Consider the following 19490-nt stretch of genomic DNA (forward strand, 5'->3'; position numbering starts at 1 on the left):
TCTTTTTACGAAAAATAATCTGTCAATCCAATGATAGTGCTTTAAAAAGATGTTGCTTTCACCAAAAAATTGTTAAAATAGAAGTAATTAGTTAAAAGTTAAGTTTGTAGGGGTAGGGGAATATTATATGAAACGAAAACAAATCTATACCGGATTATGGGCGAGTTTATTATTATTAGCACCAGCTGTCACGAGTACGACGAGTGCGCATGCGACAGATATTCAAACCGGTCAGCAATCAGTTGCGACAAGTCAACTCAGTGCTAGTCAATCAACTAGCAGTCAAGTTGCCAGTGATCAATTGGTTGAATCAAGCCGTCAGAGTCAAGGGACGTCTTCATGTTCACAAGTGGCAGAAGTACCTGCTAAAACAGCCCAGACAACCAATAATCAACCTGTAAAATCAGCCGCTAAAGCTGTTTTAAATCAGGACTATCAAGGGGCTATGGCGCGTGGGGCGCAACAATTAACAACTAGCCAGGATACTGAAGTTTGGGCGGCTTTGGCCCGGATCAGTTCTGGGGCGCAATTAACAACCGCCCAAAAAGCAACGTTCCACCAAGTCTTTGCTGAAGAATTAACCGGAATGGCCGGTCATTATTCTGCAACCGACTTGGAACGCCTGACAATTGGGATCGCTGCAATTGGCGAAGACCCAACACAATTCAACGGCGTTAATTTAATTGCTGAAATTATTAAAAAAGCGGCTACTGCCGGTATCACAGGACAAGTCTATGGGATTATTGCCCTTAGCACTCAAGATTACGGTTCACAAGCCAACCAAACGATTAATCAATTAATCGATTTAGTTTTAAAACAACAAAACACAGCTGGTGGTTGGGCCTTTTTCGGATCAGTCAGTGATTTGGATATTACGGGGATGACGATGTCAGCATTAGGCATGCATCGTGATCAACCTAAGGTTCAAAGCGCTTTGGATCGCGCAGTTGCCTTATTAAAAACAACTGGTTTTGTGAAAGCAACGGGCGGTTTCTTGATTCCTGGTGGTTTTTCAACCGAAGAAAACTCAAATAGCACGGCAATGGCCATCTTAGGATTGGCCGCAGCTGGCGTCAATCCAGCCACAACTTTTGTTGGTGATAATGGTGCGACACCAATCACGAACTTAATTGCTTACCAAAAAGCCGACGGGCAATTCCGCTGGATGATGGGTAGCGATGATGGCGCACTGTCAATGTCAACGGAACAAGCGGTCTATGCTTTAGGCCAGTATGATTATTTATTGAAGGGCAAAGGCTCAATCTATAACTTTAAAAAAGTGGTGCCAGAACCGGACCCAGAGCCAAAACCGGATCCAAAGCCAGCGCCAGATCCAAAGCCAAGTATTCCTGGCAAAAAGCCAGCCGGTGAATCGTCAGCATCATCATCTTCAGAAGTTGATTTAGATAAAACATTGCCCAAACAACCGGGGTATAAAGAAGATGGGATGCCATTGACTGGCACAACTGCGACGCAAGATGCTTTACCACAAACGGGTCATCAATCTGTTTGGGGTAGTGTTTTAGCTGGGTTATTCATGTTACTTGGTGTTGCAGGTTACCAAACACGTCGTTTAAAACAACGCTAGGAGGCAACTAGATGGTTAAAAAGCGCCTACTACTAAGCGTTGCAAGTCTCGTGTTACTAGGCGGAATCGGCTACGAGACCTATGCGAGTGTTCAACAGCAACCAACCACAGTTAAACATGCAAGTGAGCAATCGACGCAATCAAAAAAAGTTGCGCACAAGGCGGTCACCAAGCACGCCGAATCGACTTCAAAAAAGACGACTACTAAGACTAAGGCTAAAGAGACGAAGCATTCTGTCGCTTCTAAGCAGGCACAATCTAAAGAAGCCAAGCAGGTTAGTCAGTCTGAACAAGCCAGTGTTGCTAAAAAAGAACAACAGGCAAGCGCGTCAGCTAAACAAACGCCAACCTCACAGTCAGCAACGACTACTACACCACCAACAACAACACGTCAATCAGCAAGCAGCGCGGTAGTTTCAACAGCGCAACAATCAACACAGCAGGCTGAGTCTCACGAAGCACCAGCCAAACAACCTGAACCAGCTGCCAAGAAGGTAACGTTAAGTGTTTACGGGCCGATTAGTGAAGGCAATGCAGCCCTAATTAATCATGCTTCGGTAACGATTGATGATGGTGAGACAGTGCTGGCCGTTTTAAAACGGCTAACGGGCCAACAAGGCATGCCGCTATCTTACCGTGGGATTGGTGCTAGCGCCTATGTCAAAGGGATTAATGGCTTGTTTGAATTCGATAAGGGCCCCCAGAGTGGTTGGCTCTATCGGGTCAACGGCGTTTTTTCAAATCAATCGTGTGGTGTCTATCATGTGAAGAGTGGAGATGTTATTGATTGGCTGTATACGGAAGATCTCGGACACGATCGCCACGCGCCTCAGGGCTAAAATCGCAACTGATTATTGATCAATTACACCCACTGGTTTTATTGGTGTACTTCATATTAATGATTAGTTTTTCGATGTGTTTCAACCACCCCTACTTTTTATGTGGCCAACTGATCGTTATTATTGCGGTTAATTGGGTCGCCAAAAATCAACAGAAAACAGTTAGCACGCTGCAAGGTGCCTTATTGATGATGGTCCTGATTGTCATCATGAATCCAATTATCAATAATCACGGGACGCACGTTATGATGACGGTTGGCGGTACCCTGATAACGGCGGAAGCGGTGGTCTATGGTTTTTTAATGGCGACCGCTTTGGCCGTTTTATTATTGATTTTTGTGACTTATAATCAGCATATGACCAATCATAAATTTTTGGCGTTATTTGGCGGAATCGCCCCGCAATTGACGTTACTGACGATGATGACGATGCGCTTTTTTCCATTATTCATTCGGCGTTTACGCGATATTACGGCGGTGCAACGAACGCGAGGGATTCAAATGGCAACGGGGCGGCTAAAAAATCGCGCCCAAGCAGGGATGCATCTGTTGGCAATTTTATTAACCAATACACTGACTGAAGCACTGCAGACCGCCGATTCAATGACGGCCCGCGGCTTTGGTGTTCAAAAAAGAAGTACGTATCGCCATTATCAAATGACGCATCGCGATTATGGCCTATTGATGGCGCTCATTAGCGGTGGCCTATTCGCCTTTTGGTGCGCCAGCCAGGGTAACGGGCAGTTAATCGTTTATCCGACACTAGGTACATTGCGGTTAACCAGCCGTGATGGGGTGTGTCTAAGCGTGATTTTGCTGATTGATGGGTTACCATTATTATTGGAAGGATGGGAGTACTTATGGTGGCAATTGCACAGATAGAACAGCTTCAATTTCAATATGCATTAGCAAATCAGCCGAGCTTGGCCGAGATTAATCTGACGGTTAATGCTGGTGATTGGGTGGTTGTGGCCGGTCCTTCAGGTAGTGGTAAAACAACCTTATTGCGTCAATTTAAACGGGAATTATGGCCGGTGGGACAGCGTTTGGGACAGGTATCGTTCAATGGACAACTATTGGCGGATCTCGACCCAGCTGTTAGTGCACAGAAAATCGGCTTTGTTTTCCAAAATCCCGAGAACCAACTCGTAATGGATACCGTGATTCAGGAGTTGGCCTTTTCACTGGAAAATAGCGGCGAAGCTAGCGCCAATATTCAAAAGAGAATTGCAGAACTCGTTAGTTTTCTTGGCATTCAGGATATTTTATACGCATCGGTCCATGAATTATCTGGCGGGCAAAAGCAACTGGTTAATCTGGCAGCAATTTTGATTCTCCAACCGAGCCTATTGGTGTTAGATGAACCGACTGCCCAATTAGATCCGATTGCGACCAAAGAGTTTATGAGCTTATTACAACGCGTGCATGATGAATTGGGCATAACGATTATCATGAGTGAGCATCAGTTGGATGATGTGTTACCACTAGCTAATAAACTGTGGTTAATGACAAACGGCTGCCTCAGTTATCAAGGACCAGTTGATCAAGGTTTACAGGCAATTTGGCAGCAACCAACTTTACGGGATTTCATGCCGGAGATTCCGCGGCTTTTTTGGCAACAACAACTAACCACTGAGACTGAACTAGTGCCACTAACGGTCGTGGCCGGGCAACGTCAATTGCCAGCCGGCAACATTCATGATCAATTACGTCCGGTAGTAGCCGGGACGCAAGAAACATTATTAACAGCTGACCATTTAGATTTTCAATATACCAAAAATGATCCGTATGTTTTGAATCAGCTCAAATTAACGGTCCATACGGGTGATTGGTTAGCGATTGTCGGTAAAAATGGGATTGGTAAGTCGACACTTTTAAAAGTATTGATTGGTTTGTTGGAACCCCGTCGCGGGACTGTCCGCTTGTTGGAACGACCGCTACAAAAGTGGCCGACAGAGCAGTTATTTAAAGTGATTGGTTATTTGTCTCAACAACCAGCTGATCAGTTTAGTGCGGAGAGTATCCGGATTGAATTTGAGCGGCGTGCCGTTCAATTAGGACGTGAACATCCAGAAGAAGCGGCCACAGCGATGCTGGCTAAGTTAGGCCTAACTGATTTAGAAGACAGTGATCCGCAAGATACTAGTGGTGGTGAACAACAATTGATTGCGCTAGGGATTATTTTATTAGCTAATCCGAAGTTGCTGATTTTAGATGAACCGACAAAAGGCTTAGATCCACTGCGCAAACAAGCACTTGGACGCCTATTACAGCAGTTACAAGCAGAAGGATTAACGATTATCATGGCTAGTCATGATATGGTCTTTAGCGCTCGCTTTGCGAATCAATGTGCTTTGTTATTTGATGGCGCGATTGTTGCGCAAGAAGCACCGCACCAATTCTTCCAATCGAACTTCTTTTACACCACCCCGATTAATCGACTCTTACGACCACAAGACTCTGCGGCGTTAACTTGGGAAGAGGTTGGCCGATGAAGCGCATTGACTGGCAAAGTAGTCTTGTTTTTGGGAGTGCCTTTTTAATAATTGCGGTTTTATTAGGCTTAATCATTCAATTACAGGGACAGTATTTTTTAGCATTGAGTTTCATTTGTTTAGTGGTCAGTATGCTGCCATTTTATTGGCGCTTTGAAAAACGTCAAATTCGGGCCCGTGAAATTGTGATGATTGCCGTTTTAGCGACGATTGCGGCGGTCAGTCGGGTCCCTTTTGCGCCGCTACCGAGTGTTCAACCAACAAGTTTCGTGGTGATTGTCGCAGCTTTGGTTTTGGGTCCGGAAGCTGGCTTCATGATTGGTTCAACGGCGGCCTTGGTTTCGAATTTCTTCTTAGGTCAAGGGCCGTGGACACCGTGGCAGATGTTTTGTTGGGGGATGATGGGCGTGACAGCCGGGCTGATTAGCCGCTTTGATTGGGCCCACAATAAATATTGGCTTTGCCTATTCGGCTTTATTTGGGGTTTTATTTTCGGGTGGGTAATGAACTTATGGTATTTTATCGCCTATGTTAATCCCTTATCGCTCAAAACATTCATCGCAGCCTATATTGCGAGTTTTTATTTCGATCTAGCCCACGCACTATCGAACGTGTTCTTTATCTATTGTTTTTACCAATCGTGGTACCGGATTATTCAACGTTTTAAAATTAAATATGGCTTATTGAACCACTAATTCATCATAGGAGGTGCTGTATGACAGGTTGGTTGTTACTGACTGTCTTTATGCTAATGGTATTAGCACCATTTTTCGTACGCTATATTTTGTTAGTAACTGAAAGAACAAGGCGTCGTGAATTAAAGCGACTTTCTAAATATGAGAAATCAATATTAAGTCTAGAAGAGCTAGAGCTATTGAAGGTAAATGTGCCCAAGTATGAATGGCTTTATCGGGGGTACTTATGTACGCTGTTAGCAGTCTTTGCGTTATTTTGTCTAACTGTCGGGGCGCTTGTTATTAAGCCGATGATTACGGAGGTTACCGCTATTTATGCCGGTCTTTGTTTACTATTAATCGGTGTTCATCAGTGCTTTATTTGGGGGCTTTTACAGAAGCAATTTCGTTTTACAACAACAAAGTTAGCGCGTGATTTTTACAAAGAACGGCCTAATTTGGTACGTCTAACTGCTAAACAGTGGCAATTTAGATTAATTCTAGCGCGGATTAGTTTGGTAATTGCCATTATCAATGTGGGCCTGTTTATCTGGGGAGTCAGCGCCAATGGCATCACTCCGGGATTAAGTACACCAGCGCCGCAAGTTACACAAGGGCGTAGTCGGGCACAGGAAAAGCAACAATTAGCGCGCTATGAAAAAGAAGTAAAAAAATTAGAACCGCAACTTGAAAAACTTGTGAGTCTGGGTAGTCAATATCCATCTGATTTTAGTGGCTTGGCAACAGATAGGCAAAAGACGCTTCTAGCGATTCAGGCAAAATTAGTTTCTTTAGAAAAAAAGGGTGCTAGCATTTCTAATCAGGTTGATCATACAAGCTTTAATCTAGCTGTGGGCCAGATTAGAAGCGAGTTAGGTCAAATACAAGGTCATTAAAAAAGTCCCAGATGCTTAACTTTCAGCAACTGGGACTTTTTGAGTGGGCTTAATAAATAATAGTTTGTTTTCCAACTGAATGACCACCTGATAGCTGGTTGGTGATTGTGTCGAGGTTTTCAACCGATAAGCCTTGGTAGACTTGCGTCGTAATCGAGTGAATTTGATTAGTGTCGGCGAGGCGCGCTATTTTTTTGAGGATTGCGCCTTGGCTGGCAATCTCGTAATCAAAATCCGTTTTAGTAAACATGTATTCCCAATCAAATGAGACTGATTTTGCTTTCAGTGGGGTTAAATCAAGTGGGGCTTGCATATTAACCAGCGAGCCGACATGACCGAGTGGTTTGATTAAGCGTGTTGCGGCAGATAAATAGGGTGCAACATCGTAAAGAACGGCAATCGCGTCGAAGTGTTCTGCTGGCAGTTGATCGATGTTAAGCTGGTCACTTGTTTGGTGGTAATCAACAGGATAATCGACGCCATTGGCTTTTAGCCAGTTAAAATTTTGAGGACTGCTAGTGGCATAAACGGTGAAACCAGCCCATTTGGCGAGTTGACTCATAATTGAGCCGACCCCACCAGCACCGTTAATAATCAAAAGGTTTTTACCGAGGTGGGCTTGTTCTGCGGCCTTGAAATGAAATTTTTCAAAAAGTAGTTCGTAGGCAGTTAGTGAGACTAGCGGCAGGCCAGCCGCTTCACTCGCTGATAATTGGTCGGGGGCGAGTGCGCAGAGAGCTTCGGTCATACATTGGTAGGCTTGAAAACTGCCATCTAGCTGAGTAGAACCGGCGTAATAGACGATATCGCCAACTTTAAATTGCGTGACGGCTTTGCCAATTGCTAAGACTTCGCCGTAACCATCGTAGCCTAAAATATGCGTTGTAACGGCGCGCCGTTTGAGATCAATAGGATTGACTGCGGCGGCTTGGACTTTGATGAGTAATTCGTGGTCGCCAGGTGTTGGAATCTGAGTAGTAACAGTTTGCCAATTTTGGTGAGAATCTAGGGTGATCTGTGTGTTTGAAATCAATGATGCCACATCCTTTCTTCTCTATTTTAGCCGTTTCGGTCATTAAGGGTAACAAAAAAGGATTGGCAATCGCCAATCCTTTCAGTATGCTAGTCCACTAAGTCGGCGTAAAAGCCCATGTAAGCTGCTTGTTTATAAGGGTTTAACCAAATATAGCCAATCCCCAAGGTAAAGCCGGCCAGGATATCCCAACCTAGGAAACTTAATTTTAAGATGAAGAATCTAAATTTGTGACCGTCCATCAATTCACGACTTTTTGTAATGCAATCGAGGTAATTGATATCGGCTTCTGGATGAGCGTCCGTTAAATCTTTGAAGATGAAAGGCGCTTGAGAATAAGAAAATGACTTAATCAGCCCAGGGATGATGAAAAGCAATGTCCATAAGACGGTGAAAAAGCCGGCTAATAGTTCAGTAATGACAGCCCCGACAAAATAACGTTTTGAAAAGACGCTAAAAGCACCACTAAAAGCGTTAAAATCGGCATCTTTTGAGCGGATCCAATCGAGCGTCGTAAATGAAATCCCCAAAGTAATTAAACCAACGATGAAGCTACCAATATTACCGGTCAACGAATTACCAGAAGACATATTGCTAGGAAATGAGCCAGAGCCTGATGAGACAAAGTCCGATGTCATGAAGAGTGCAGTGAGTGCCATAAAGAGGCCACCAATTAAGATAAAAGCGAGAATTGAAAAGAGCGTTGGGACGATATTAAGCTTGATTGCTTGGCCCCAATGTCCCGCATAGAGTGCCTTAGCCTCGCGCTTTAATTCAGCGCTTGATTTGTATGTTTTATCCATTTGTAAATCCCCCCTAAAGTTTAAGTTATTATACTATTAGTTAAAGGGGGAAAGCAATATAAATCGATTAACATGGTTGATTATTCCGGGGAGGTCGTGACAAATTCTTTTAATGGCGGTAAAATGATAAGGGTACTAACTAATAGTGTGAAATATAAAACGGCTATTAATATTTGGGAGGGATTCTATTGAATAAGGGACGCTTGGAAGCTTTCAGCGATGCAGTCATTGCAATTATTGTAACGATTATGATTCTTGAATTTAAAACACCAGAAACGGCTGAGATGAAGGCCTTATTGGAAAATGCACCATACTTCTTCGCTTATATCGTAACCTATCTCTTCGTAGGGGTTGCTTGGTATAATCACCACTACATGTTTAGTTTAACGAAACGGGTGACGAAACGAATTTATTGGTTGAATAATATATGGTTATTATCGATGTCATTTTTACCCGTTGCTACTGCTTGGGCGGGGCGGTTTATTAATTCACGGGGCCCAGAATATTTCTACTATGTGGTTCATTTTGCTTGGTTGATGATGTATTTCCTATTGAGTCGCGCACTAGCGGATGCCAACCGCGAAGTTGCACCGGAGGTTTATCAAAAGATTACAGGGATGCCAATTTACGGTGTTATTATGAAACCTTATTTCTGGGTGATCCAGGTGGCCTTGATTGTTGCGATTTATTTCTTCCCGGCAATCGAATTGATTTTTGTGATCTTAGAAGTATTTGTGATCGGCAATCGAACGGGTTCTGATAGTGATAAACTCTTTCACGATTAAAAAAAGCATCGCCAACTTGGCGATGCTTTTTTTGTATTATTTAGAATTTAATGACGATTTTACCAGTTGAATGGTGTGTTGCACTTAGTTGATGTGATTTGATTAAGCCTTCCGCTGAGAATGGGAGGACAGTATCAATAATTGATTTTACTTTACCGTCAGCCATTAGATCAGCAATTTCACGAAGTTGTTCACCATTTGGAATTAACCAAATTGCTTTGAAAGTCATCTTTGTGTCTTTGATAATGTCAGCTGTTTCGGGTGCTTCACCAACAATTGAAATTTGGCGACCTGTTTCAGGATTGAGCACGGACCAAGCGTCAACTTGGCTTTGCCCACCGATTGTATCGATGACCAGGTCAACGTTGTGTGCTTTATCAGCAACTTTTTCGTTACGGTAATCGATAATTTCGTCGGCACCTAAGTCGCGAACGAGATCAAAATTCTTGGCACTAGTTGTTGTGATAACGTGGGCGCCCATTGCCTTAGCGAATTGAATGGCATATGACCCAACACCACCAGAACCAGCTTGGACGAGCACTGTTTCACCGGCTTTTAAGTGACCGTGGTTGAAAAGGGCTTGCCAAGCGGTTTCGCCGGCCAATGGCACAGCAGCGGCTTCTTCAAAAGTGACGTTCTTAGGTTTGCGAGCGACTAATTCGTCATCAACAGCAACATATTCAGCATAAGTACCGCGATTAGAAGTGGCTGGCCGTGCAAAAACTTCGTCGCCGACTTGCCAATCTGTTACAGCTGAACCGACTTCAGTAACGACACCGGCTAAATCCCAACCAAGTACGATTGGAAAAGCCCAATCGAACATGCTTGTGAGATAACCTGCACGTAATTTCCAGTCAAGGGGGTTGATAGCAGTTGCTTTTGATTTAATTAGTACTTGGTGTTCGCCAATGGTTGGCATTGGTAAAGTAATCATTTCAAGTGTTTGTTCATCGCCGTATTGGTTGATCGCAACAGCTTGCATAGTATCTGACATTTAAAACACCTCATCGTTTTCTTATTTAAAGTAAGTAACATCAGTTTAGCAATCGGTATGCGGGAAGTCAACAAAAAGCAATTAAAAAGCCGACGTTCGTCGGCTTTTTAAGATTGGCGATTATTCCCAACACTCAGCTAATGCTCAGCGTCAAATCGCTTTAAACTTAGGTCAAACGTGCTTTATCGAACTGCCTTTTCCGGTTAACTACAAAATGGGCATGATGGAAAAAACACCATCATGCCCATTTTTACGTTAATCCTCAAAGCCAAAGCGTTCGATGCAGCACTCTAAATTGAAACGTGCTTTTTAAAGCTGACGCTTGTGCTTAGCACCGTATTGCAAATAACCGCCGCTGGCGATTATTCCCAACACTCAGTTAATGCTCAGCGTCAAATCGCTTTAAACTTAGGTCAAACGTGCTTTATCGAACTGCCTTTTCCGATTAACTACAAAATGGGCATGATGGAAAAAACACCATCATGCCCATTTTTACGTTAATTCTCAAAGCCAAAGCGTTCGATGCAGCACTCTAAATTTCTTCTTCCGCAATTTTTGCTAGTAGTGTTTTGGATGGAATGAAGAATAGTGCGCCGGTTGTTGGTTCGCTGAAATCTAGTAGGTGATCGTAGTTGCCGGCTGGTTTGCCGACGAACATGTTAGTGAGCATGCGTTTAACGATTGTCCATTGACGAGCGTAGCCGATAAAATAAGTCCCAGTCATCTTTTCACCAGGATTAGCGTAAGGCACGTTCATCCGGACAATTTTATGTTCGACGCCACCTTCGTTATCTTGCGAAACAACGTTGTGCGCGTTTGTTGGTTTTTCGGCATCGTCTAATTCAAGATCAGAGAATTTTTTACGACCGATTGTTTTTTCTTGTTCTTCAGTTGAAGTGTGGTTCCAAGTGTCCATCGAATGAATATATTTTTGGGCAAAGGCGTATGAACCATTGATAAATTCAGGGTCTTCGTCGCCGATAAGGGCGTATTCGGCCGTTTCATCGATAGCGGGATTTTCCGTACCGTCGATAAAGCCGATGATTGAGCGGCCTTCGAAATAACGGAATCCGTGGGTTTCATCAATCGTTGTTGCATTTTGACCGATGAATTGCATGAATTGCGCCATTACTTCGTAACAAACAGCCATTTCTTTGGCCCGAATGTGGAAGAATAAATCACCGCCGGTAGCGACAGCATCGTGTTTAGGACTAGGAATCGTTTGGAAGGGTTCTAGTTCTTGAGGTTTAGGGGCGTTTGGGAAAAGATAGTCCCAAGCATCTGAGCCAATCCCAAAAGCAACGCGTAAATGGGCATCCGGATAGCGGATGTTCATACTATTGATAATTGCGGGGATCCGTTCAGCCAAATCGGAAACGGCAGCTCTGTCTGATGAGAAATCCTGGCGATTTAAATTAAGTGTTGAAAAAATAATATTTTCGCCCGCATCTTTAAAAACATCTTGTGCATCTTTAGCAATAATAGCCATTAAAAAAGCCTCCCTAAAATCTAAAGTTAATGATCACTTATTAATAATCATTATTATCTAGCTTGATGCAAGCATACCAAAAAAGACGATTCGTTACCAGTCAAAACGGCTAAAAAATGCTTATCATTTGTAACGCTTACAATTAAGGCGGTATACTTAAATAAGCAGAATAAAATTAATCAGGGGGTCTTTTTAGATGGTAACACAAAAGATAAATGCGGCAGACGCAATGTTAAAAGTCATGGCAGACTGGGGTATTGACCATATTTTTGGGTTACCTGGTGGCTCATTTGATTCAACGATGAATGCATTGCATAATCAAAAAGCAATTATGCGTTATATTCAAGTTCGTCACGAAGAAGTAGGGGCGCTTGCTGCTTCTGGTGAAGCTAAGGTGACTGGTAAAATCGCGGCCACATTTGGATCAGCTGGCCCTGGCGCAGTTCATCTATTGAACGGGCTTTATGATGCCAAGTATGATCACGTTCCTGTTTTAGCGCTAGTTGGTCAAGTAGCAACTGGTGTCATGAATACTGATTATTTCCAAGAAATGAATGAAAATCCAATGTTCGCGGATGTAGCAGTCTACAACCGGACTGTGATGACGGCAGAACAATTACCACTAGTTGTTGACCAAGCGATTCAACAAGCCTATAAAAATAGTGGCGTAGCGGTTGTGACAATTCCAACGGACTTAGGCTGGCAACCAATTGAAGATCACTTCGAAGCAACTGCTAACCTATTCCAGATGGGGAATTATCCAGAACCCCGTTCAACGGATATTCAACAGACTTTACAATTAATTAAAGAAGCTAAACAACCCATTATTTATTTTGGTCAAGGTGCTAAGGCAGCCGGCGATGAATTAGTGGCGTTATCCGATAAATTAAGTATCCCAATGATGTCATCAGCCCTCTCTAAGGGAATCGTCGCTGACGAAAACCCGGCTTACATGGTTTCAGCAGGGCGGGTGGCCACTAAACCGGGTGTTGATTTGGCAGAAGCGGCCGATTTAATTTTATTTGTCGGCAGTAACTACGAATTTGGTCAATATTTCTTCAAACCAGACGCGAAGTTCATCCAAATCGATATTGATCCAACCAAACTTGGTCATAGACACCATGTTGACGTTGGCATTTTAGCAGATGCTAAGACAGCGTTAGCAGCTTTACTTGAAGCTAGTGAACCGGTATCTGAAAAGACAGCTTTCTACCGTGCAGCAGTCGCTAATAAAGCTAACTGGGATCAATGGACCGCTAGTTTTGAAGATGATCCACAAACACCATTACGAGTGGAACCAGTCTTCAAAGAAATCAATCAAATGGCTACCAATGACGCGATTTTCAACTTAGATGTGGGAAACGTCACGATTGATGGCGTCCGCTTCTTGAAGATGAAACCAGGTCAAAAGACGACGATCTCAGCTTGGTACGCAACGATGGGGGCTGCTTTACCAGCTGCAATCGGAACGCAAGCAGCCTTCCCTGATCGGCAAGTTTGGTCAATCAGTGGTGACGGTGGCTTCACGATGGTGATGCAAGATTTGATTACGCAAGTTAAATACCAAATGCCAATTATCAACGTTGTGTTGAGTAATGATTCATTTGGCTTTATTGAAGCAGAACAAGATGACAAGGGACAACCACATTCTGGTGTTGCCATTCAGGGTGCAGATTACGGTGCTACCGCAACAGCATTAGGGGCCCAAGGCTTTACAGTCCGGACGTTAGATGAATTGAAGGCTGCTTTTGCAGCAGCTCAAAAACGCCAAGGACCAGTTGTGATTGATGTCAAAATTGCTAACGAACGGCCATTGCCAGTGGAACAATTGGTAATCGATGATCAAACTCAGGATCCTAAGGCAGTTGCTCAGTTTATTGAAAAATATCGCGCACAAGGATTAAAACCTTTTCGGACATTTTTAGGATGAGCGACTAAAAAGTTAAGATTTCTTAAATCAGACTATCGGCGGACTACTCGGAATTTAAATTATGGTAAATTAAAGATACATTATCGAGGGAAAGGAATTCGGCGGATGAGCAGAACAATTTCAAGACGTTTAATTAGCATGACTTCTCTGATGGCCCTGATAGGGAGTATTGCATTAGCCATTTACTGGTCACGACTTGGGCTTTTTAATAATACAACTGCCTTACAAGCGTACTTGGGCCACTCCGTACTCATCGGCCCGATTATTTTCATCGTAATTCAAATCATCCAAGTGGTGATTCCGGTCATTCCGGGTGGGATTAGTACTGCCGCCGGTGTTCTAGTTTTTGGCCCGTTATGGGGCTTTATCTATAACTATGTCGGGATTGCGATTGGGTCAATTTTTAATTTCTTGCTGGCGCGCCAGTTTGGGAAACCATTTATTCTCCACGTCATCAACGAGAAAACTTATGATAAATATATCGGCACGATTACGGAAAAGAAAAACTTTGCGCGCTTTTTCGCCTTAGCGATTTTCCTACCAGTTGCGCCCGATGATGTTTTATGTTTAATGGCTGGCTTAACCGAAATGTCATTTAAAAAATTCACATGGATTATCATCTTATGCAAACCAGCATCAATTGCAGCCTATAGCTTCGCATTAGTTTACGGCGGTCAATTCTTGATGAATCTATTCTAAAAAGAGTGCTTTTCAGGTGGTTATATTGAAACGGTTTGGCTTTGAGCATTAGCATAACTCGGCGGATAACTGCTGTAAGCAGTTGTTTGACGAGAGACGCTAAGCGCAGAAGGCAGTTTCAAAAAGCACGTTTTAGGTATAAAATTTTGAATTCAAAAAAGAGGTTGCGACAAAAATTACTTTTGTCGCAACCTCTTTTATTTAATTAGTAACATTTTTCTTTTTAAGTCCAATACCTGTAAAACCACTCAAGATTGAGAAGATTGGTGAGAGGATACTGAAGAAACAAAATGGCAGGTAGCTTAGTGTTGGCACGCCGAGTGTGTTAGCGGCGAAAACGCCGGCAACGCCCCAAGGGACTAAGTAGTTAATAACGGTCCCGCCATCTTCAAGTGCACGGCCGAGCGCCAAGTTGCTAAGGTCTGATTTTTCGAAAGTTGATTTAAAAGCTTTACCTGGCAGGATAACAGAAAGGAATTCTTCACCGATAAAGAGGTTAACGCCAATCCCAGAAGCAATCACCGCGCTGATCAATTGACCAGGTGTTTTGAGGTGAGTTGCAAGGGGGGCCATCACGCGTTCAATTAAACCGAGTTTCATCAATAAACCACCAAGAGTCAACGTCATGATGATTAAGGCAACTGTGCCTAACATACTATTAATGCCCCCACGTGTGAGAAGTGCATCGATACTTTGGTTGCCAGTATGAGCGACGAAGCCATTTTCAATCAAGCTGGCGATTGTTTTAAAAGAAGTGTGTGGATGATGGCTGAAAATTAAGCCGATTGAAACGGCGATGTTTAAAAATAACGTTGGAATAGCAGGCATCTTTAAACGCGCACAGACGAAAATTAAAATAATAGGGAGTAATGCCCAGAGGCTAACGTCAGTATGCGCCTTTAAAATAGCAACTGTTGTACTGATTTTGGTCAACGGAATATCACGAGATGTATGACCGATAATAGCGTATAGCACTAATGAACCGACGAAAGCTGGTACGGTCGTCCACATTAAGTTTTTGATGTGGGCAAAGAGATCTGTTTCAGTAACTGCAGCTGTTAAATTAGTTGACTGAGAGAGTGGTGAAGATTTATCACCAAATATTGCCCCGGAAATAATTGCGGCTGCGACGATTGTTGTATCTAATCCCAGTGTGGCACCAATTCCGAAAAAGGCAATCCCAACCGTTGAAATAACGGTAAAGGCACTCCCGATGGCACTCCCGACGAAGGCGCAAACGACGAAAATGGATGGAATAAACCAGTGCACATTGACCATCTGGAAGCCCCAAACCATTAAACTGGGAATGACACCAGCGGCAATCCAAGTACTGATCAAGGCACCGACAAGAATGAAAATAATAATGGGAATTAGACCACTTTTTAAACCTTCTTCAATCCCTTCATGAATCGTATCCCAGCTAAAATGACGCCACCGGGCCCATAACATGAGAAGGGCGATCCCAGTGAGGACTGGGGTTTGAGGAGAGAGTTGGAAAATAATAACGCCGGTTCCCATAATGGCCAGGAGAATGACAAGGACTAATGTTGCTTCGAATAAACTAATTGATTTTTTTGACATATTAACGCATCCTTTTTAAGTTTTATCTGAAGTTGTGCGTCATAGGACTGATAACGAAGAATACCACCACATGCAAGATGCCTTAACATGAAAAAACCTCCCTTTGGTTAAAATTAGTTGAAACGTACTATTGAAAGTGGTTTCCAATAGTATTTTGCATAAAAAAAGTCCCTACTCGCATCTGCGAATAGGGACGATTGGAAACCGCGGTACCACCCAGTTAGCGCGCCAATTTAAGACAACACGCCACTCTTACAGGGGATAACGGTCCTGTTAATTAGCCGAAGTCTTCATTCAGTATTTCATGACATTTACCCTGATCGGTTCGCAGCAACCACCGACTTCCTGACACACAGATAAAGCATTACTTGGTTTGAATGAGATGACTTGTATGATTGATAATCAATTTACGGCAGGGACGACTAAAAGTCAAGTAGAAAGTTTAGAAGAAATTAATATCCTTAAAATTATAGCTGTAATCAACTTGATAATCTTTTTCGTTCAGCGGTGTTAATTGGGCAAATTTTTGTTCGAATTCATCCAAAGGTAAACTGGTCCAGATTCTAAAACTGTGATCGTCGTAAGTAGCCCAATCGCAAATTTTGGTTAAGTCGGGATAGTCGCGCAAATCCGGAATGGTCGTCCCTAGAAAATGAAGGATGTAATCGTAAGATTCTGATTGTTCTGGAACGGTTGAGAATAAATGAAAGTAATCACGTAATGCCATACGAACACCATCTTTCTAGCAATAGGAATTGATGGCTATTATTATAAAATATTTAGTGGTCTACCACAATTAATATGCTTGTTCTTAAGAGAAACCTAAAAAACGACTTGGCGGAAACATTTAATTAACGTATGATAAGGGGGAGAAAAACGAAGGAGGTTATGAATTGATTATTCAAACTGATACCGTACAAGTTAGACATTTTATCGCTAGTGATTTAGCAGTGGTCTACCAAATTGGTTGCGAAAAAGAAATTGCGAAGCAACTCAATATGCCGCCGTTTCAATCTGAGCATGAAGCGCAATCTTTTTTGACGATGCTCCAGTCTGATGAACATTCATGGGCAATTGTGTCTAAAAAGGCAGATGCGGTTTGTGGGCTAATGATGTTGGCACCAAACCTAGCGCAAGATGATATCACTGTTGAGTCATACGAACTCAGTTTTGCAATCTTGCCGCAATACCAGCGACAGGGCCTGATGACAAGCGCATTATCTGCGGTTATGAATGCTTATCATGATGACCTGCATATTACGAAGTTTATGGCGGCTTGTTTTATTACCAATCAAAAATCAGCTCATTGTTTACAAAAAGTGGGCTTTACCACTGCTTATCAAACGCAGCTTCCTGACTATTTAGGGGGCGAGTTAGTGCAATATTACCAATATAATTTAGGCGAAAAAGGATTTCGATAAAAAAATCACAATTGAAATGAGAACCCTTTAAAAAGCACGGTTAAATTGGAAAACCTGTGGTATAATCGGGATTGAAAGACAAATGGGGGTTATCAGATGGCAAGTGAAAATGATCAAGCCTTTGCAAGAAAATTAGCGCAAATTGAGGCAGATTCAAAGTTAACAATTTTATCTAGCATGAATCAAACCAGCGATGATGGGGTTAAACAGTATGTTGTCTATACGGGCTATCGTGAAGGTGGTCAGCGAGAATCAACGAACTCAATTTTTGTGTATACACCATATGCGAATGTTGATAAATTTGGACATTCAATAGTTGATTTTCAAGCACAACTCTTGTTTGAAACCAACAAATGGAAAAATGAAATGCACATCACTGTTTTAGAAACATTGGGTGCAGCTTCACGCTTAGCAGTTTATGATTACCAAAACTTAGGATTGGCGCAATTGGCAGTTAAGGCCTTTTGTAACTTAGCCAACAAATTAGAAATTGAAACAATCGATGGTAATATCAGTACGTTTGATCGCGAGAGTTTCAACAAAGTCGAACACATTTTAACTAAATATGGATTTGAAGTAAAAGCGGCCCCAGGTGAGGCTTCAGGGACGTTTGTTAAAAGGAGATAGACTAATATGCAACTGACACGAGCATTTGAACAAGCAACGTGCATTATTGTGTTATTGGCAACCCAAGATCCTGAACATACGATTTCGTCAGAAGTGATTCATCATCGTCTGGGTGGTTCACAAACTTACTTACGGAAAATTATTCGTAAGTTAGTAGTGGCCGGCCTTGTAAAATCTGTTTCAGGGAATAGTGGTGGCTTTACCCTAGCAAGACCTGCCAGTGAAGTATCAATTTACGATGTTGTCTTGGCAACTGAAGGTCAGATTAAGTCGTATCCAGATACCGGTAAGTTAGATACAGTCTTTAATGATTTTCAACCAGTGGCTAAACAAGGAACGTTGATTATTAATGCTGCTTTTCATAAAGCGGACATGTTGTGGGCCAATGAATTGAAAAAACAAACTGTCTCCGGTTTAATTATCGAAACGATGGGGCATCCCGATATTCCGGTTATTGATTGGAACCAATCTGCTGAACAACGTGAATTATTAATTCAAAAGATTATTAAAAATCTAAAGTAAACTGACTTACTAAGTTAAAACAGGCTAGAAGAACCCTTCTTCTAGCCTGTTTTTTTGTCTTTTTAACAGAAAATTTAGTGATTTGAGTTGCTAAGATAAGCTCGATTGTCCAATTATTTTAAAATAAAATATTATTATTTGCTGAAATTACAAAAAATAATGAAAATTAATTTTCACTAATCAGGTGACGGTTGTTGATATATAAGCATTTCTGATTTTCACTAATTTTTAGATAGTGGATATTACTTATACTTTATTTAATAAATGATTATATTATTAAATGTTTTTGAAAATAAGTTGTTTACAATCAATTACGGGGGTGATATACTAATCTTGAAAAGGTTAATAGCGTTACTTTTCAACGGATTAGATGGTGAGAACGCTGAATTTTTTGATGATGTTAATTAGATGATAAAAGAAAAATTAAAGAATAGAGGTCTTTGTGATGAAGATTAGTACATTATTATTAAGCGGTTTAGTGACAGTAGCAGGTGCAGCAATGATTTCAGGACAAACGGCTTTCGCAGCAGATGCTCCTAAAAATGAAATCGCAACAGATGGTCAAAAAGGCACTTCTGTCGTAAAAGCAAAATTAACGGGTAGCGATACGGTTAAATTAACAGCTGTTCCTGATTTAGATTTTGGCACTAAAGAAATTACAGCCTCTGTATTAGATTTGGGTCAAACAGCTGATGGCACTGTTTCGGTTGCTGATGCGCGTGGGACTGGTGTTGGTTATACAGTTGACGTTGCGCTTACAACACCGTTCACAGATGCAAGCAGTCACACACTTGAAAACTCAACATTAACATTGAAGAATGCGAGTGGTATCAGTACTGATAACGCAGCGCACACTGTAGCGGATACAAAATCAGTTGATTTAACGAATGATAGTGCTAAAAATATTATCACAGCTGGTAAGGATCAAGGGTTAGGGAACTGGAACTACAAGATTAGTGGTTCAAATCTCCATGTTTTAGCTGGCGCATACGCTGGTGACTATACTGGTCAATTAACATGGACATTAACCGCAACACCAAAAGCATAATTAACCCTTAATTTGAGATAGCATTTTACAATGGTTATAATAGTAGTAACAGCTCAATAATGAGCTG

Annotated in this window: 19 protein-coding genes; 13 read left to right on the forward strand and 6 right to left on the reverse strand. The window is 42.1% G+C overall.

Annotation, left to right across the window (positions count from 1 at the left end):
- Positions 1–127: 127 nt before the first annotated feature.
- The 6 genes from LEUCM_RS03090 to LEUCM_RS03115 are packed head-to-tail and all read left to right on the forward strand — an operon-like array spanning position 128 to position 6491.
- A complete protein-coding gene (locus LEUCM_RS03090) occupies positions 128–1588 on the forward strand; it encodes an LPXTG cell wall anchor domain-containing protein (protein WP_016265777.1) in 1461 nt (486 codons plus the stop codon).
- Positions 1589–1599: 11 nt separating this feature from the next.
- Positions 1600–2427 carry a DUF4430 domain-containing protein gene (locus tag LEUCM_RS03095; RefSeq protein WP_016265776.1) on the forward strand — a complete coding sequence of 276 codons (828 nt, stop codon included), beginning with the start codon at positions 1600–1602 and terminating at the stop codon, positions 2425–2427.
- Complete coding sequence (locus LEUCM_RS03100) at positions 2376–3308, forward strand: energy-coupling factor transporter transmembrane component T (RefSeq protein ID WP_051524288.1); 933 nt, start codon at positions 2376–2378, stop codon at positions 3306–3308. The genes LEUCM_RS03095 and LEUCM_RS03100 overlap by 52 nt, the downstream gene beginning before the upstream one ends.
- Positions 3287–4921, forward strand: coding sequence for an ABC transporter ATP-binding protein (locus LEUCM_RS03105; RefSeq protein WP_016265774.1), 1635 nt, complete (start codon positions 3287–3289; stop codon positions 4919–4921). The genes LEUCM_RS03100 and LEUCM_RS03105 overlap by 22 nt, the downstream gene beginning before the upstream one ends.
- A complete protein-coding gene (locus LEUCM_RS03110) occupies positions 4918–5616 on the forward strand; it encodes an ECF transporter S component (protein WP_016265773.1) in 699 nt (232 codons plus the stop codon). The genes LEUCM_RS03105 and LEUCM_RS03110 overlap by 4 nt, the downstream gene beginning before the upstream one ends.
- 20 nt (positions 5617–5636) lie before the next feature.
- Positions 5637–6491 (forward strand): hypothetical protein, encoded by an 855-nt coding sequence (locus LEUCM_RS03115; protein WP_016265772.1) that lies wholly within the window; start codon positions 5637–5639, stop codon positions 6489–6491.
- Between the two features lie 49 nt (positions 6492–6540).
- Here LEUCM_RS03115 and LEUCM_RS03120 read toward each other — a convergent pair whose 3' ends face one another.
- Together LEUCM_RS03120 and LEUCM_RS03125 are read right to left on the reverse strand one after the other, a co-directional pair.
- Positions 6541–7533 carry an alcohol dehydrogenase catalytic domain-containing protein gene (locus tag LEUCM_RS03120; protein WP_226474500.1) on the reverse strand — a complete coding sequence of 331 codons (993 nt, stop codon included), beginning with the start codon at positions 7531–7533 and terminating at the stop codon, positions 6541–6543.
- A gap of 80 nt (positions 7534–7613) precedes the next feature.
- Positions 7614–8327: a DUF975 family protein gene (locus LEUCM_RS03125; protein ID WP_016265769.1), complete on the reverse strand. Its 714-nt coding sequence runs from the start codon at positions 8325–8327 to the stop codon at positions 7614–7616.
- A gap of 188 nt (positions 8328–8515) precedes the next feature.
- Here LEUCM_RS03125 and LEUCM_RS03130 point away from each other — a divergent pair, with 188 nt between their 5' ends.
- Entirely contained in the window at positions 8516–9112 is a 597-nt protein-coding gene (locus LEUCM_RS03130; protein ID WP_016265768.1) for a TMEM175 family protein, read from the forward strand.
- Between the two features lie 40 nt (positions 9113–9152).
- On the opposite strand, the gene LEUCM_RS03135 is transcribed toward LEUCM_RS03130, so the two are convergent.
- Together LEUCM_RS03135 and LEUCM_RS03140 are read right to left on the reverse strand one after the other, a co-directional pair.
- Positions 9153–10094, reverse strand: coding sequence for an NADP-dependent oxidoreductase (locus tag LEUCM_RS03135; RefSeq protein WP_025016170.1), 942 nt, complete (start codon positions 10092–10094; stop codon positions 9153–9155).
- A gap of 544 nt (positions 10095–10638) precedes the next feature.
- Positions 10639–11595 (reverse strand): Dyp-type peroxidase, encoded by a 957-nt coding sequence (locus tag LEUCM_RS03140; RefSeq protein ID WP_016265765.1) that lies wholly within the window; start codon positions 11593–11595, stop codon positions 10639–10641.
- Between the two features lie 196 nt (positions 11596–11791).
- On the opposite strand from LEUCM_RS03140, the gene spxB reads away from it, so the two are divergent.
- Positions 11792–13525 carry a pyruvate oxidase gene (gene spxB, locus LEUCM_RS03145; protein ID WP_025016171.1) on the forward strand — a complete coding sequence of 578 codons (1734 nt, stop codon included), beginning with the start codon at positions 11792–11794 and terminating at the stop codon, positions 13523–13525.
- Positions 13526–13630: 105 nt separating this feature from the next.
- On the forward strand, positions 13631–14224 hold the full coding sequence (locus LEUCM_RS03150; protein WP_035145241.1) for a TVP38/TMEM64 family protein: 594 nt from the start codon (positions 13631–13633) through the stop codon (positions 14222–14224).
- Between the two features lie 201 nt (positions 14225–14425).
- Here LEUCM_RS03150 and nhaC read toward each other — a convergent pair whose 3' ends face one another.
- Together nhaC and LEUCM_RS03160 are read right to left on the reverse strand one after the other, a co-directional pair.
- Positions 14426–15805 (reverse strand): Na+/H+ antiporter NhaC, encoded by a 1380-nt coding sequence (gene nhaC / locus LEUCM_RS03155; protein ID WP_025016172.1) that lies wholly within the window; start codon positions 15803–15805, stop codon positions 14426–14428.
- 442 nt (positions 15806–16247) lie between these two features.
- Positions 16248–16532 (reverse strand): hypothetical protein, encoded by a 285-nt coding sequence (locus LEUCM_RS03160; RefSeq protein WP_016265761.1) that lies wholly within the window; start codon positions 16530–16532, stop codon positions 16248–16250.
- Between the two features lie 166 nt (positions 16533–16698).
- Here LEUCM_RS03160 and LEUCM_RS03165 point away from each other — a divergent pair, with 166 nt between their 5' ends.
- The 4 genes from LEUCM_RS03165 (at position 16699) to LEUCM_RS03180 (ending at position 19423) form a co-directional block, all read left to right on the forward strand.
- A complete protein-coding gene (locus tag LEUCM_RS03165; protein ID WP_025016173.1) occupies positions 16699–17226 on the forward strand; it encodes a GNAT family N-acetyltransferase in 528 nt (175 codons plus the stop codon).
- A gap of 96 nt (positions 17227–17322) precedes the next feature.
- On the forward strand, positions 17323–17853 hold the full coding sequence (locus LEUCM_RS03170; RefSeq protein ID WP_025016174.1) for a hypothetical protein: 531 nt from the start codon (positions 17323–17325) through the stop codon (positions 17851–17853).
- Positions 17854–17859: 6 nt separating this feature from the next.
- Positions 17860–18375 carry an Rrf2 family transcriptional regulator gene (locus LEUCM_RS03175; RefSeq protein ID WP_011375504.1) on the forward strand — a complete coding sequence of 172 codons (516 nt, stop codon included), beginning with the start codon at positions 17860–17862 and terminating at the stop codon, positions 18373–18375.
- Positions 18376–18820: 445 nt separating this feature from the next.
- Positions 18821–19423, forward strand: coding sequence for a WxL domain-containing protein (locus LEUCM_RS03180; RefSeq protein WP_025016175.1), 603 nt, complete (start codon positions 18821–18823; stop codon positions 19421–19423).
- Positions 19424–19490 lie beyond the last annotated feature (67 nt).

Origin of the sequence: Latilactobacillus sakei subsp. sakei DSM 20017 = JCM 1157 (assembly GCF_002370355.1) — a bacterium.
Taxonomy (GTDB): domain Bacteria; phylum Bacillota; class Bacilli; order Lactobacillales; family Lactobacillaceae; genus Latilactobacillus; species Latilactobacillus sakei.

Excerpts from the sequence above, each read along its gene's own strand:
- LEUCM_RS03180 (WP_025016175.1), top strand. The coding sequence starts at position 18,821 with ATGAAGATTAGTACATTATTATTAAGCGGTTTAGTGACAGTAGCAGGT.
- LEUCM_RS03170 (WP_025016174.1), top strand. The coding sequence starts at position 17,323 with ATGGCAAGTGAAAATGATCAAGCCTTTGCAAGAAAATTAGCGCAAATT.
- LEUCM_RS03110 (WP_016265773.1), top strand. The coding sequence starts at position 4,918 with ATGAAGCGCATTGACTGGCAAAGTAGTCTTGTTTTTGGGAGTGCCTTT.
- LEUCM_RS03175 (WP_011375504.1), top strand. The coding sequence starts at position 17,860 with ATGCAACTGACACGAGCATTTGAACAAGCAACGTGCATTATTGTGTTA.
- LEUCM_RS03160 (WP_016265761.1), bottom strand. The coding sequence starts at position 16,532 with ATGGCATTACGTGATTACTTTCATTTATTCTCAACCGTTCCAGAACAA.
- spxB (WP_025016171.1), top strand. The coding sequence starts at position 11,792 with ATGGTAACACAAAAGATAAATGCGGCAGACGCAATGTTAAAAGTCATG.
- LEUCM_RS03125 (WP_016265769.1), bottom strand. The coding sequence starts at position 8,327 with ATGGATAAAACATACAAATCAAGCGCTGAATTAAAGCGCGAGGCTAAG.
- LEUCM_RS03095 (WP_016265776.1), top strand. The coding sequence starts at position 1,600 with ATGGTTAAAAAGCGCCTACTACTAAGCGTTGCAAGTCTCGTGTTACTA.
- nhaC (WP_025016172.1), bottom strand. The coding sequence starts at position 15,805 with ATGTCAAAAAAATCAATTAGTTTATTCGAAGCAACATTAGTCCTTGTC.
- LEUCM_RS03135 (WP_025016170.1), bottom strand. The coding sequence starts at position 10,094 with ATGCAAGCTGTTGCGATCAACCAATACGGCGATGAACAAACACTTGAA.
- LEUCM_RS03150 (WP_035145241.1), top strand. The coding sequence starts at position 13,631 with ATGAGCAGAACAATTTCAAGACGTTTAATTAGCATGACTTCTCTGATG.
- LEUCM_RS03105 (WP_016265774.1), top strand. The coding sequence starts at position 3,287 with ATGGTGGCAATTGCACAGATAGAACAGCTTCAATTTCAATATGCATTA.
- LEUCM_RS03090 (WP_016265777.1), top strand. The coding sequence starts at position 128 with ATGAAACGAAAACAAATCTATACCGGATTATGGGCGAGTTTATTATTA.
- LEUCM_RS03115 (WP_016265772.1), top strand. The coding sequence starts at position 5,637 with ATGACAGGTTGGTTGTTACTGACTGTCTTTATGCTAATGGTATTAGCA.
- LEUCM_RS03140 (WP_016265765.1), bottom strand. The coding sequence starts at position 11,595 with ATGGCTATTATTGCTAAAGATGCACAAGATGTTTTTAAAGATGCGGGC.